We start from the raw sequence: 13903 nt of genomic DNA, 5'->3' as shown, positions 1-13903 counted from the left end.
ATGCAGAAATGAGAAAAATTGAGCATCCCGCGTAACCGTCAGGGTTTGACAACTACTTCATCCCCATGCTTGAGATACTGACCTCCGGACACCACTAGGTTGTCGCCGGGCATCAGGCCTTGAAGTATTCTTACGGTAGAGCCTTCCACCCGGCCCAGCTTTACTTCCCGGGCAACGGCTTTATTGCCCTGCTCGATGACGAACACCTCTTTTCGGTCTTCCCTGAAAAGAACGGTTCCCTGGCCGATCATGACTGCATCATGGATTACTTCGGTTTGAATGGAGACCCTTGCGGTCAGACCGGCCTTTAGGGTGAACTGCGGATTGTCCAATAGGACCTCAACTTCGAAGGTGTTGGTCCGGCCATCCGCCTTGATTCCAATTTTGTCCACACGGCCCGTAAACTCGACGTCCGAAAATGCCTCCACCATCACCGTGACCGGATCATCTTTATCCAGATGCACGTAATCGTTTTCACTGATGTGGATTCTCACCCGCATGGTTTCCATGTCCGCAATGCTCATCACCGGGTCGCCGACGGCCACATTCTGACCAAGCTCGACCAACTTCTGGGACACGTACCCGCTAAAGGGAGCCCCGATGACCGTCTTGCCGAGCCGATTCCGGGCGATATCCACCACCGCTTTGAGCTGGGATACCAGCGCCTGGGATGACCGGTATTCAGCCTCGGCCTGATCAAATAGTTCCAAGGTGATGACATTTTCCGGTAAAAGGCTTTTGGCGCGCTCATAGTTTTTCTCAGCCACCACGCGTCTGGCCTGGGCAGATTGAAAGTTGGCCTGGGCCTCGTTCAACGCCAGGGTGTAATCGATGGGATCGAGTTCAACCAGGGTTTCCCCCGAAGTCACCTTAGTGCCCACATCCGCATTAATTTTCATCACGATGCCTGTCACCTGGGCAGAAACCGCCACTTCCCGGTTGGGCACCAGCCGGCCCACCGATCGGACAATAACCGGCAGATCCCGGCTGACGGTTTTTTCTATTCGAACGGAGCGCGGTTTAGCCTGTGGGACATCATTTTCTGCAGAAGAGCTGCAGCCGGACACCATCATCAGTCCGGACACGGTCAGCATAATAATAATCGTTTTTCTCATTAGTCGGTTGCACCCTCATCATCTTCCAATCGGGCCTGCATAATTGCTTTTCCGATGGCGTTGATGCATCGGCAAGGATCGTAAACCCCATAGATGCATTAAAAGGCCTATAACCTATCTCAAAGATAGTCTGAGTGCCCATGGCGGCGTTATTAAGCGGCTCAAAATGCTCACATATTGCCTGTATGCTGCGCTTTTTCGCCGTTGCCAGCCTTGCCCTGAACCCTTTTATTTTTGTGATACATTCAAATCAATTTTACTATGAAATGTTAACGCAAATGGCCAGGGAAACGATGTTTGCTGGATATCTCCACCCGGTTGCATCCAAACGATCGTATCGATTTCGGCAGGTTTTCTTCCCTGCGAGAAGGCCGGAGAATTCCACAATGTCCATTACCAGGGCCCCTCAGCATCCTTGCCACGGAGTTACCCGTGACGCCTTGCCTCTGAAGCGCTCCGGCTTTTGCAACGATCGGGTAAATGCCAAGAAAGCCATGGGAAATAGGGGGACAGGGGGAATAAACCTGAAAAGCAGGTGAAAGTCAAGGCGTGGGGAGCCTGCCGATCCGATAGGCGGCGGCTGCAAAATAGATGCGATCGGTTCTATCCCGAAACGGTATAATCAGGTAACCGAAATTCCTATTTCTGATCGAAGCCGGACTGCTTGCCGGTCATGGTTTCGATGACCACCTTGATCACCGCCGTCGCTTTGAGTTTCGGCTCGCTGAATGAAGGAGATCCCTTTGCATACTGGGTGGCGATGATCTCCAGTGCCCGCCTTTTTTCCTCGGTTGACTCCACCACGGACGCATGGCCGAACCCGACCACGCTCTGGTAGCGCATGTCCCAATTGCAGGGATCCGGGGCCGGAACAGGCTCGGCCAGGATGTCGAACTCGAAACAGACCTTCGGGTGCTTTTGGATCAGTTCGGCCTTCCTGCTTTTTATTGACCCATGAAAATAAAGGGTGTTGTCCCGGTAGCCGAAGCAAAGGGGTACGATATAGGGCGTGTCTCCGTCGAGCATGCCCAGGCGGCATACGCTGGCCTTGCGGATGATGGCTTCGATATTTTCTTTTTCCACGGTGGTGGTTCACTCCTTTACAAATCGGTTTTCATCCAGGCGGTTCGGCAGCCTTTCAGACAAGGCTGAATCCTTCATCAAGCCATCCGGTTATGCCGCCTATCATTTTTTTAACCGGTCTTCCCAGCTTGGCTATGCGAATCGCGGCTTTCTCAGTGCCATTGCAGTGCGGACCCGCACAATAAACCACGAATAGCGTGTCCGGTGGAAATTCTTTCAGGTTCTTCTCATTGATACGGGTATGCGGCAGATTGATTGCGCTTTCAATATGGCCCTTTTTGAAAAGCTCCTCACCACGGACATCGAGGAGGACAAAATCTTTGCGATGGTTACTTATCGCATGATGCACGTCCCAGCAATCGGTTTCAAATTCAAGCAAGCTTTCAAAATGTTCAAGCGCCCGTTTAGAATCCGCGGCAGGTGGTCTGCTCACCGATGAACCCATGATATCTCCTTTGGCAGCGTATGAATGGGGGTCAGTACATGATGTTCTCTTTTATTTCGTAGTGCTGCGACCGCTCGTCATGCCGTGAGAGCACTTTCTTTGCTCGATCAGGCACATAAGATTTTTCGTCGTCCTCGCCGGCGAATTGCTTCACGGCCGTTAACGAATCCAACTGCATGATGGTGATGAACTCGACCTCGATGCCTGTCTGTCTCTTCAAGAGCTGAATGCCGCGAAAACCGGAAACGTTTTTGGCTGCGATGGCGGGGTAAATATCAGTTTTCAGCAGGTTTTCATAGATGTCGGCATTTTTTATGGTCGTCCATCCATGCCGGATTCTGGATGTCCTTCTTACCGATCTTTTCTTTCAGGTTTAATCTTTCTGAAACTCCTATCTTCTGCCCGTGGGTTTGCCGGGTCTTGACGGTTGGGGGCGGCGCGGTCCTGATTGGGGCGGCTTTTTCCCGGCCTTTTCGTTTTTCCTGCCGGATCTGGATGTCGACCCAGGCGCCGCATTTCTGCCGGGAACGGTCTTTTTCGCGTTACGGGTTTTCGATTGCTTTTTCGATGCAGTTCTTCTGGCGACGATCTCTTTTATGTCGTTGTCCGCCATTTTTTCGCTTGATGCACTGTCGGGACGAAAGAGGACATAATCCGGAACGTCGCAACCCTCGGTAAAGCCGTCAACCTTTTCCACCGGGATTTTCCGCTTCAGCAGTTTTTCAATGGCCTGTAGATGAAGCCGTTCTTCGGGACTGACCAGGGACACGGCGATGCCGCTTTGACCCGCTCGGCCGGTGCGTCCGATGCGGTGAACATAATCCTCGGGGATGCCCGGCATGTCATAATTGACCACATAGGGCAGATTGCTGATGTCCAGGCCCCTTGCGGCCACATCCGTTGCCACGAGTATGCGGATCTCGCCGTCTTTGAACGCTTTCAGGGATCGTGTCCGGAAAGACTGGCTCTTGTTCCCATGCATCGCGGCAGCCTTGATCCCATGTGCGGCGAGTTTTTCCGTGAGCGTGTTGGCCCCGTGCCGGGTGCGGGTGAAGACCAGTGTCCGACTCCAGTTTCCTCCGGTGATCAGGTGGACGAGAAGCGCGCGTTTATTGGATCGATCCACCAGGTGAACCTTCTGAACTACCGATTCCGCCGCCGTATGGCTGGGCGTCGCCTCGATGTGTTCCGGGTCCTGCAGCATCCTCCCGGCAAGATCCCGGATCGGCTGGGTGTAGGTGGCGGAAAACAGCATGGTCCGGCGTTGCGTCGGTACAAGATCGAGGACCTCGGAGATTTCCTGACTGAATCCCAGATCAAGCATCCTATCCGCCTCGTCAAAAACCAGGAACTCTATACGGGAAAGATTCAAATGCCGCTGGCCGGCCAGATCCAGTAGGCGGCCCGGCGTGGCCACAAGAATGTCGATGCCGCGCCTCAGTCGATCGATCTGCGGATTGAGGCGAACCCCGCCATGAACCACGGTGCATCGCAGGGAGACCCGCCTTGCATAGGCCTTGGTGCTTTCTCCCACCTGAAGCGCCAGTTCCCGCGTGGGGGTCAGGACCAGGGCGCGGGGGTGGCGTCCGTCCCCGTTTATCCGGCTCAGAATCTCGACCAGAGGCAGGGCGAATGCATCTGTTTTTCCCGTTCCGGTCTGGGCGCGGGCAAGGACATCCCTTCCGCTGAGAATAACGGGGATGGCCTGGGTCTGAATCAGGGTGGGGGCGGTGTAACCCTTGTCGTGAACCGCTTTAAGCAGTTCGGCCCGAAGGCCGAGTCGATCAAATGACATTTGATAATCCTGATGATAGTTGTTTATCGGGGCGCTTATCGTCCACCGGGAGGACGAAGCGGATCATAACCGGTCAAGGTCAGGATGCCATAGGCGACGCCAATCGTGCTGAAGCTCCCTTGAGCAGGTGTATTGTTTTCATGGCCGACGGGGACACCGCCGAGGCTTGCATAGGGAAGCCCTGAAGCGTTGTCGCGGGTCGTGGCCATGGCCATCACCTGGGTGATAAGATACTTGCGCTTTTGAGCGTAAAGAGATGCTTTCCTCTTATTACCCACCGCTTCAAAATCATCCGATAACCGCCCGTAGGCGTTGGCCATCTGAAAGGTCCACTCCGGTGAAATCAGCGGGGGACGTTTTAGATGCCTGAGCGCCTCATGATCCACAAAATCAAATCCGTTGACGGTTACCTCCCGTCCATTCGGTGGGCGGTAAGAAACCTCAGATTGGCAATGTTCCTCGACAAATCGAACCATCTGTTCGGCGGCTCCCGGCTCGATTGCATCGAGTCGAGCCGCTCCCAATGCGGAGACACCCCAGGCGTGGATATCGCTGGCTACTGCAAAATCCGGTTTCTGATGAAATCCACGATTGAATCGGTGCTGCCCGGGATTCCATGCCACCTTTTTCAACCAGAGCAGGCAGAGATCCCGCCCGTTTTTTAAACGTCCCATTTTGGGTTCGTTCTGGAGCAGGTCGAACAGCGCGAAGGCATCGATGGTCGCCTCTGTCGCGAAAATTTGTTCAAAACCGGGCAAGTGTGAATCATAACCAAAATGCTGATCCCCATCGAAGGCAGGGTCTCCCGGCGGACCCAGTTTCATTCCACCATAGGTCAGGCTGGTGCTGTCGTGGTCTTGCAGGTCCAACGCAAAGTCAGCAACCCATGTGGCAAAGGTCAAATATTTTTCGGCCTTCGTCGACCGGAAGAGATGGTAGGCAGCCAATCCGAGCCAGATGTTGGCCCCCGTGCGAACCGACCAATCCTTCCCGTCGTATGGAGGGACGACGAGCACCGCCTCGATGACGCCGCCAAGCCGGTGAGCGTTTTCCGAGGTGATATAAAAATCAATTATACGTTCAGCCTCCCCGGCTTGATCCATTGCAATAAAAGCCAGGGCTGCAACCGCCGCGTCATAGGTGAAGCACCAATCCTTGAATCGCGCATCCCCGACGTGACTCAGCGGGAGTCCCGATTCGGTACCCCGATGCGACAAAAGCCAATTGGCCAACCGCTGAACCTGGGGATGGGTGGCCCGCGGGATATTTTTTGATTGCGCCTGGATCGCGACGGGAAAGCCAAAAGCGACAAGGACCATGATCAGCGCGGCCACGTAACGCCCTGCGATCTTCATAAAAAGCATCTTTCGATGGGTGATTGGGTTTGGGCCTTGTGCTGATCTCATCGATTGACGTCACGATAAACAGCTTGAAATTCGGGGTGTCCGGCACGCTATTCTCCTTAACGACACCCAACATCCATGAGTTTTCGCGTCGGATAAGTCGGCCTGGCTATGTGTTGTCCCGGAACCTCAGTTCGCCGTTTTCAGCGAATTCAAACATCGGCCCCCATGCGACTTCCCAGCAATAGCCATCCATATCGGCGAAGTATCCACTGAATCCGCCCCAGGATGTTTCCTGGGGATCTTTCATGACGCGGGCACCCGCCGCCTTCGCGCGCTCTATAATGTCAATGACCTCGCCCTTGCTGTGGACGTTGTGGGCAAGCGTGATTCCACTGAAGCCGCTGCGAGCAGGCGGAACCTCAGGAGAGATGTCTTTGGCGAGGCTCTCGAGGGGATATAGAGAAATCCAGGTTCCCGGTAGTTCAAAAAAAGTGACGCCGTCATAGGATTGGTTTGGCGGAGTGCCAAGTATCGTTTCATAGAACTTCGTGGCTTTGATTAAATTGCCCACGCCAAGTGTTACCACAGAAAGTCTTGGGATCTTCATGATTACCTCCCCGTACGAATTTGCTGAACCCGACACTGGACTGAACGGCAGCTTAACCGGGCTGCAAAAAATCGAAGACTGTCACCCGTGCCGCCATTGTTCAGGGTGATCAACGACACCGGCTCGAACCATGTTCATATCAAATACACGATACAGCGAAGCAGGTGATCTCCCTCTTCGACAATTGTGGCATGATAACGGTCTTCCAAAAAAGAACCCCTGCGATTTTTCCGCTGGTTGAACTCTTGACCCACTCTGCCGGCAATGAGCTGCATCGACTTGGGGATAATTTTCCGGGCCTGATCGTCATAAACCAGCAAATGGATATGATTTGATGTCACTGCGTAATTTAAAATGACCAGCCCGTATCGTTTCTTCGCCTCAAAAAGCCACTGCAACCAACGATGCCGATCTTTGACATACTTGAGCAAAAACTCTCTCTTATGGCATCGATGGGGGATGTGCCAAATACCCTGGGATGTAATGCCGATGTGCCCGTGCCACTGGAATCCCTCTATATCGCCCATTTTAATGCTCAAAAAGACGATATTGCCCAATAAAAAGGGCTGTCTTGTGATCTATATGCTATTTATTCATTTAGTTGCCTTGGTGCGACCCCGAATCCCGAATCCTCAACCAAGGGATCAGGGCGGGATCGCATCGGAAAAGTCGAAGAAAACGGAATTAAGCGCAGCCGCCCCGTCATTCAACGGGGTTTGATCGAAGAAAGATTAATCTGAAACTGGATGGCTTTATAAGCTGGTGTCACCATCCAGGGTCAGCAGCGCTGCATAGGCGTCGGGTCGCCTGTCGCGGAACAGGCCCCACGCCGCGCGCTCTTTGGCATAAGCCCCCAGGTCCAGTTCGGCCACGATGACGCCCCGGGACTGCCGGCTGCTCTGGGTTATCAGCGCTCCCATATTGTCCGTGATGAACGACGAACCATAAAAGGTGAGGGAGGACCTGTCGATGGTCTCCGTGCCGATGCGGTTCGAAGCGATGACCGGCAGCATGTTGGCGGCACTGTGTCCCTGCATGCAGGTCTGCCAGTGGGGCCGGCTGTCATAGGATGGATTCATGGGCTCCGATCCGATGGCGGTGGGGTAGAGCAGTATCTCCGCGCCCATCAGCGCCATGGCCCGGGCGGCTTCGGGAAACCACTGGTCCCAGCAGATGCCCACGCCGATGGTGGCGTAGCGGGTTTTCCAGACCCTGAACCCGGTGTCGCCCGGGCTGAAGTAATATTTTTCTTCATACCCCGGGCCGCCGGGGATGTGGGTTTTGCGGTAGATTCCCAATACGGTGCCGTCGGCATCGATCACCGCTAGGCTGTTGAAGAAGGCCGGGCCTTTTTTCTCGAAAAAACTGATCGGCAGGACCACATTCAATTCAGCGGCAATCTCGGAAAAACGGTTGACCGCAGGATTTTCCTCAAGGGTGGTGGCCAGGGAGAAGAAATCGGGTTTCTCCACCTGACAGAAGTACAGGGACGCAAAGAGTTCCTGAAGGAGGATGATCCGGGCGCCCTTCGATGCGGCCTCCCGCACCAGGGCTTCCGCCGCCAGCAGGTTTTCCTCGGCTTTCGGACTGCACGGCATCTGGGTTGCCGCTACTTTGATCATGGCCATGGTTTCCTCTAATATTGACGGCGTCGTAAAAAGTGCAATATCTGCGTTACGCTTCATCCCTCGTCACTGCGGCGTACCATAAGTACGCCTCATTCGTCGGGATTCGCAAGCCTTGATCTTGAACTTTTTACGACACCGTCTATAAATCGACTTTTTACGGGTCCATCAATATTGACCAATTCGTAGAAAACCCGATATCTGCGTTACGCTTCATTTTCAGGGATGATAGGCGCCTTTCGGGATCTGCTGGGTGATGCAGTGAATGTTGCCGCCCCCCAGGAGGATCTCGCGGCTTCCAACGCCGACGACCCGGCGATCCGGAAAGAGCCCGGTCAGCAGGTCCATGGCCGTGCGATCATGGGCGTCGTCGAAAAGCGGCATGACGATCCCGCCGTTGGCGATATAAAAATTGACGTAGGAGGCGGCCAGCCGGTCACCGGCTCTGCGGGGTTTGGTCGTTTCGCTGACGTCCAGGCCGTCGCATTCGTCTTGCCTGATGAACAGAGGATCGGGCTGATGGACCTTGTGGACGGCAAGCCTGCGCCCGTGTGCGTCCGTTGCGGCGCTGAGCATCTCCAGGGCCTGCCTGGATCGGTCGTACTGGGGATCGTCGGGGTCATCGGTCCAGGTGAGGAGCACTTCTCCCGGTTGGACGAAACAGCACAGATTGTCCACATGGCCGTCGGTTTCGTCCATGACCACCCCTTTGTCGAGCCAGATCACCTTGTGAACATTCAGGTAGGTTTTCAGGCTGTCTTCGATCTGTTTTTGGGTCAGATGGGGATTGCGGTTGCGGTTTAGCAGGCACTCCCCGGTGGTGATCAGGGTGCCCTGGCCGTCCACGTGAAAGGAACCGCCTTCCATGACCAACGGGGCACGGTAGCGGTCGGCCCGTTCGATCTCGAGAACTTTCCCGGCCACCAGGCTGTCTTGCGCCCAGGGGAAATACAGGCCGCCGTCCAGGCCTCCCCATGCATTGAACCGCCAGTTGATCCCACGACGGTCGCCCGAGTCGTTGACCACGAAGGTGGGACCCACATCGCGCATCCAGGCGTCGTCGGAGGCGATTTCCACGACACGGATCGCTTCGGGCAGCAGGGCCCGGGCATTTTCCCATTGGCGGCGGCCGACCCCGACCGTGACCGGCTCGAAGGCGGAGATGGCTTCCGCCACCCTGGCGAAGGCGGCCTGGGCCGGTTTGGCGCCCATCCGCCAGGTGTCCCTCCGCTCGGGCCACAGCATCCAGCAGCCCCGGTGGGGTTCAAATTCGGCAGGCATCCGGTAGCCGTCTTGCAACGGCGTGCTGTTATGTGTCCTTGACATTGTTTTGTTTTCCGAACCGTATCGCCGACGGGGGAATCCGTCCGCCCTTATTTTTAAACCGTCTTTTTCAGCGCATATAGCCGGCGGAGCGGGGCACGCGTTCGGCCCCCTTCAACACTTCAACGGCCAGGGCGCGGCGCTTTTCTTCCGGCTCGCCCAATTTGCTGCGTTGTTTCATCTGGTCCTTGCGGCAGTTGAGGGACGTTTTGTCGGGTTCCTTGAAAACCAGGGCGCCATAGTGGCACTCGGCCACGCAGGCCGGTGCGCCGCCGCACAGGTCGCATTTGTACGCCTTGCCGGAAGCATACTGGTCGATCATTCCATAGGGGCAGGCGGCAACGCAGTTTCCGCACCCGTCGCATTTCTTGGCATCCACCACCACCACCCCGCGGGTGCTTCTGAAAATGGCGCCGGTGGGACAGGCCTCCATGCATGAGGCCTTGGGGCATTGAAAACAGACACTGGGAACCGAGTAGCCTTCGTGGGACAAATTGTTGACGTGAATCCGCGCCTTGGACGGCATGAACATTCCCTCCTTCACCGCCGAGCAGGCATACACGCATCGGTTGCATCCGGTGCATCGATTGGGAATGGCCATCAGGTGTTTTTCCATGGGTTCCTCCATTATGCCGGGGCTGCCCTCCCTTTTCAGGACGGCATCCGGTTGATTTCATTTTTCAGTTCAAGCCGGTTCAATCAGTTCGGCCAATCCGAGTTCGCGCAGTTTTGCCGCTTTCGGACGACCGGCTTTATCCCACCCCCGCTGGCGGTAATAAAAACCCTTGAGCTCTTCCAGGGTTTCGGGGCTGAGGGTCCGCCCCTCGTGAGGTCCGTTTTCAAGGGCTCGTCGGGTGATTTTTTCGGAAAGGGTGTCATCGGCCGCGGTAAACCCAGCTGCCAGATTGAACATGCGTACCAGGTTCCACACCCGTTCGCCGACCTTATCCAGGTCTGTAGACGATATCTGGCGTCCCAGGCCGGCGGTGAGCAGGTCGGCCATGATCGTCGTGTCCACCGACCCCCAGAAGTCGCAGAAGCACATGGACCATTTGGCACCGTTGACGTTCTGCATGGTCACGACATCGTTGGCCAGGTTTTTCAGGTTGAAGGGATCGTCGGCGAACAGGGGGAATGCCCGCAGATGGCAGGCGCCCCGCTCGCTGGTGGCATAGGCCAGGCCCAAGCCGTAATTGCCGCGCGGATCATAGCCCGGCATTTCCAATCCCTTGGAATGAGCCGCCTGGTCGGGCTGGCCATATTTGTCGGCAAGTTTGGCGGATCCCATGGCGAGATCGCGGCCTCGCGGGGTGGATTGGTGGGCAATTTCATCCAGGACCTTCAGATAGGATACAGCGTCACCGAATGCCAGTCCCAGGTCGGCGGCACCGGACTCGGTCAGCGCCATGGCCAGGCCGATCACGTTGCCGGTGGATATGGTGTCCAGGCCCAAGTCGTCACACGCGCGGTTGAAGCGCATGACCTGTTCCATATCGTTGATGTCGCAGTTGGATCCCCCCAGGCAAAGGGTTTCATATTCGGGCCCCTCCACCTGGACGCCGTTTACCGACGTGAAGTTGCCGCATCCCAACGGACAGGTGGCGCAGGCGCGGTCACCGATTCGAATGTCCGCCACGGCGTCAGAATCCAGTTTCCGACGGTTGGGATTGACCCCCTGGGTGAAGTTGCGGGTAGGGTGGATTCCCATTTCATTGGTGACATCCACCAGCATGGGCGTGCCCTGCTCTTTGGCCCACTGGTTGTCGATGGTCATCAGGTTGTTTTCCAGATGCTCGGACACCTTGCCCCAGAACTCGCCGATTTCGGCAACCTGAATGCCTCCGGTTCCCCTGACGGCGATGGCCTTGAGGTTTTTACTGCCGAACAGGGTACCGACACCGCCCCGGCCCATTTGCCGGTAGGACTCCGAACCGACGCAGGCATAGGGGACGATATTCTCGCCGGCAGGCCCGATGGTCAGGCTCTTCATGCCGCAGCCTATTTTATCTTCCAGGGCACGCTCAGTTTCAAAAATGCCTGATCCCCAAAGGGCGGTTGCATCTTCGAGGGAGACCGAGCCGTCTTCAATTTGCAGGCAGACCGGCTGACCGGCCTTTCCGCTGATGACGATGCCGTCATAACCGGCGAATTTCAGTTCGGGCCCGAATGAACCGCCGATGTTGGATTCGAAAATGGTCCCGGTATGGGGCGATTTGGAAACCACGCAGGTCCGGGATCCGGTGGGTGCCAATGTCCCGGCCATGGGGCCGGTCATGACCACGATGGTGTTCTCGGGGGACAGGGGGGCGACCGTGGGGTCGATGGATTCGGTGTAATATTTGGCACCCAGCCCCCAGCCGCCGATATATTCTCTGACCCAGTCGTCGTTCAACGGTTCCTCCGTCACTTTCCCTGCCGAGAGGTCCACACGGAGCATGCGGCCGGCGTAAAGGTTGCTGACCTTTTTCCGTTGGGGCAGATCGATGGATTTGAACACATCCTCAAGCCGGGTGAGCACTTCGTCCAGGGTTTCCTGGGGGATGTTCAGGGCCGGTTCGAAACGAATGTTTTTAGCGTTGGTGAGCGTTCCGGCGGTCAGTACACCCCGTGAAAACAGCCCGGAGGCGACCTTGTAGCCGATTCCGTCCGTCGGGAACTCCATGCCCAGCAACAGCCCCAAGCCCCTTGCCTTGGCCAGCACGCCGGGGTAGCGCGCCTTCAATACGCCAAGCTGTTTGAGGACGTATTCCCCTTTCGACTTGGCCTGTCCGGCCAGGTCGTCTTCAATCAGCACGGTGATTGCCGCCAGGGCCGATGCGCAGGCCAGCGGGTTGCCGCCGGTGGTGGTGGTATGCATGAACGGGTTGGGTTCCATGCACGACCAGATTTCGGGCGTGGAGAAAAAGGCGCTCATAGGCACGACGCCGCCACCCAGTGCCTTTCCGAAACACATGATGTCCGGGGTCACATCCCAGTGGTCGACGCCGAAAATTTTTCCGGTGCGCCCGAATCCGGTTTGAACTTCATCGGCGATCAACAGCACGCCGTAGTGGTTGCACACCTCTCTCAACCGGGGCCAGAAATCATCCGGGGGCACAATGGCGCCGGCTTCGCCCTGGACCGGCTCGACCACCACGGCGGCGATGTCCTGGCCTACGATCTTGGCGGCCGCCAACAGTCGCTCCACGGCATCGGCGTCCCCGAAGGGCACATGCTGTACCCCGTCCAGCAGGGGCAGAAGGGGCTTTCGAAAAACCTTTTTTCCGATGAGCGACAGGCTGCCCAGGGTTTTGCCGTGGAATCCCTTGAGCATGGCAATGAATCCCTTTTTACCGGTATACAGCTTGGCCAGTTTCATGGCCCCTTCCACCGCCTCGGTACCGGAGTTGGCGAAAAAGCCGTATTGAATCTTCCCCGGGGTCAGCAGCGCCAGCACGTGGCCCAACTCAGCCCGGAGCGGATCGAGTAGTTCCTGGCTGTACTGGGGAGAGCGGTCCAGCTGGGCTTTGACTGCGGCCACGATCTTGGGGTGGCGGATGCCGTAGGAGTAGAGGCCGAAGCCGCCCAGGATGTCCAGAAACTCACGCCCCAGCGCATCCACGAGAACCGACCCCTGGCCGGTCCACTCCGTATAGGCGAAGTCGCCGGACTCGGTAACCGACTTGCGGTATTCCAGAAATCCCTTGTTGATGTGATCCCTGAAATTGCGCACCGTCTTTCTGGCGATGTCCTGACGGACGTCGAGGGGAGTCTGGTCCGCAGGGGTCAGGATGGTGTCCACCATCTTGCGCGCCTCGGCATAAGCCGACTGAATATCTCTTCCCTGGTAGTCACTTTTGAAATGCTCCTCGTAATCACGCATACGATACTCCTTGGTTGGAATGGGTCGACCGCGGGAACCAGCGGCGGTCGAAGACTCATTGTCTACATCTGCTATTTAAAATTCGCCGTTTTTCAATGCGCTGACCAGCGTCTTCCGGGCAGACTGAGCAAAATCGTCGAAATGCTTCCCGCCGGCTAAAAACTGGGAGTGAAATTCCAACCCTTCCATCAGGGTAACAATAAAATCGGCAGCCTTGATCGCGTCTTTCACCTTGATGATACCCTTATCGCTGAAATAGACCAGTTTTTCGCACAGGAAGTCCCTCAGCCATTTGAACATGACCCTGAAGCGCGCTAATATCTCTTCATTTCTTAAGCTCAGATAATAAAACCCGAAATGAACGCTCGGATCCACGGTTCGACTCCATTTAAATGAGAAAAGCACATTCATAATCGCATTGAAGTGTTCTTCATCATCCTCGATGTGGTCGAAATTGATCATCGCCGGAGATTGATATTTTTCAATCAGCAGATCGACGAGTTCAAGCTTCATATTTTCTTTGTTTTTGAAGTAGTGGATAATCAGGCTGGGATGAATGCCTATCCTGTTTGCAATTTTACTGATAGAGGTGCCTTCAAGTCCCTCCTGGATGAGCACTTGATAATAGCTCTCCAGGATATCCGGTTTTCTGAGCGCCGCGCTTTTATTTTTCCTCATGGCCCATTCAGTTCGCTATTTACG

Annotated in this window: 13 protein-coding genes; all 13 read right to left on the bottom strand. The window is 55.9% G+C overall.

What is annotated here, in order from left to right; genetic code table 11:
- Nucleotides 1–38: 38 nt before the first annotated feature.
- The 13 genes from ACHZBS_RS03700 to ACHZBS_RS03640 all read right to left on the bottom strand — a co-directional run bounded on the left by ACHZBS_RS03700 (nucleotide 39) and on the right by ACHZBS_RS03640 (nucleotide 13879).
- Nucleotides 39–1115 (bottom strand): efflux RND transporter periplasmic adaptor subunit, encoded by a 1077-nt coding sequence (locus ACHZBS_RS03700; protein WP_319405183.1) that lies wholly within the window; start codon nucleotides 1113–1115, stop codon nucleotides 39–41.
- Between the two features lie 639 nt (nucleotides 1116–1754).
- Nucleotides 1755–2198 carry a pyridoxamine 5'-phosphate oxidase family protein gene (locus tag ACHZBS_RS03695; RefSeq protein ID WP_319405182.1) on the bottom strand — a complete coding sequence of 148 codons (444 nt, stop codon included), beginning with the start codon at nucleotides 2196–2198 and terminating at the stop codon, nucleotides 1755–1757.
- A gap of 55 nt (nucleotides 2199–2253) precedes the next feature.
- Entirely contained in the window at nucleotides 2254–2643 is a 390-nt protein-coding gene (locus tag ACHZBS_RS03690) for a rhodanese-like domain-containing protein (protein WP_319405181.1), read from the bottom strand.
- Between the two features lie 31 nt (nucleotides 2644–2674).
- A complete protein-coding gene (locus tag ACHZBS_RS03685; RefSeq protein ID WP_319405180.1) occupies nucleotides 2675–2863 on the bottom strand; it encodes a hypothetical protein in 189 nt (62 codons plus the stop codon).
- A gap of 171 nt (nucleotides 2864–3034) precedes the next feature.
- Complete coding sequence (locus ACHZBS_RS03680) at nucleotides 3035–4438, bottom strand: DEAD/DEAH box helicase (RefSeq protein WP_319405179.1); 1404 nt, start codon at nucleotides 4436–4438, stop codon at nucleotides 3035–3037.
- Between the two features lie 35 nt (nucleotides 4439–4473).
- Nucleotides 4474–5793: a hypothetical protein gene (locus ACHZBS_RS03675; RefSeq protein WP_319405178.1), complete on the bottom strand. Its 1320-nt coding sequence runs from the start codon at nucleotides 5791–5793 to the stop codon at nucleotides 4474–4476.
- Between the two features lie 157 nt (nucleotides 5794–5950).
- On the bottom strand, nucleotides 5951–6391 hold the full coding sequence (locus tag ACHZBS_RS03670; protein ID WP_319405177.1) for a VOC family protein: 441 nt from the start codon (nucleotides 6389–6391) through the stop codon (nucleotides 5951–5953).
- Between the two features lie 134 nt (nucleotides 6392–6525).
- Nucleotides 6526–6918: a transposase gene (locus tag ACHZBS_RS03665; protein WP_319405176.1), complete on the bottom strand. Its 393-nt coding sequence runs from the start codon at nucleotides 6916–6918 to the stop codon at nucleotides 6526–6528.
- 225 nt (nucleotides 6919–7143) lie between these two features.
- The gene (aguB, locus tag ACHZBS_RS03660) at nucleotides 7144–8019 is read right to left on the bottom strand and encodes an N-carbamoylputrescine amidase (protein WP_319409060.1); all 876 of its coding nucleotides are present in this window, start codon (nucleotides 8017–8019) and stop codon (nucleotides 7144–7146) included.
- A 216-nt stretch (nucleotides 8020–8235) separates the two neighbouring features.
- Nucleotides 8236–9342 carry an agmatine deiminase gene (gene aguA, locus ACHZBS_RS03655; protein WP_319405175.1) on the bottom strand — a complete coding sequence of 369 codons (1107 nt, stop codon included), beginning with the start codon at nucleotides 9340–9342 and terminating at the stop codon, nucleotides 8236–8238.
- A gap of 67 nt (nucleotides 9343–9409) precedes the next feature.
- On the bottom strand, nucleotides 9410–9955 hold the full coding sequence (locus ACHZBS_RS03650) for a 4Fe-4S dicluster domain-containing protein (RefSeq protein ID WP_319405174.1): 546 nt from the start codon (nucleotides 9953–9955) through the stop codon (nucleotides 9410–9412).
- Nucleotides 9956–10024: 69 nt separating this feature from the next.
- The gene (locus ACHZBS_RS03645) at nucleotides 10025–13201 is read right to left on the bottom strand and encodes a putrescine aminotransferase (protein WP_319405173.1); all 3177 of its coding nucleotides are present in this window, start codon (nucleotides 13199–13201) and stop codon (nucleotides 10025–10027) included.
- Nucleotides 13202–13276: 75 nt separating this feature from the next.
- Nucleotides 13277–13879, bottom strand: coding sequence for a TetR/AcrR family transcriptional regulator (locus ACHZBS_RS03640; RefSeq protein ID WP_319405172.1), 603 nt, complete (start codon nucleotides 13877–13879; stop codon nucleotides 13277–13279).
- Nucleotides 13880–13903: the final 24 nt, after the last annotated feature.

The organism is uncultured Desulfosarcina sp. (genome assembly GCF_963664155.2).
Classification (GTDB): Bacteria; Desulfobacterota; Desulfobacteria; order Desulfobacterales; family Desulfosarcinaceae; genus Desulfosarcina.
Note: the sequence above shows the minus strand (reverse complement) of the source record. Positions and strands in the feature narration are given on the sequence as shown.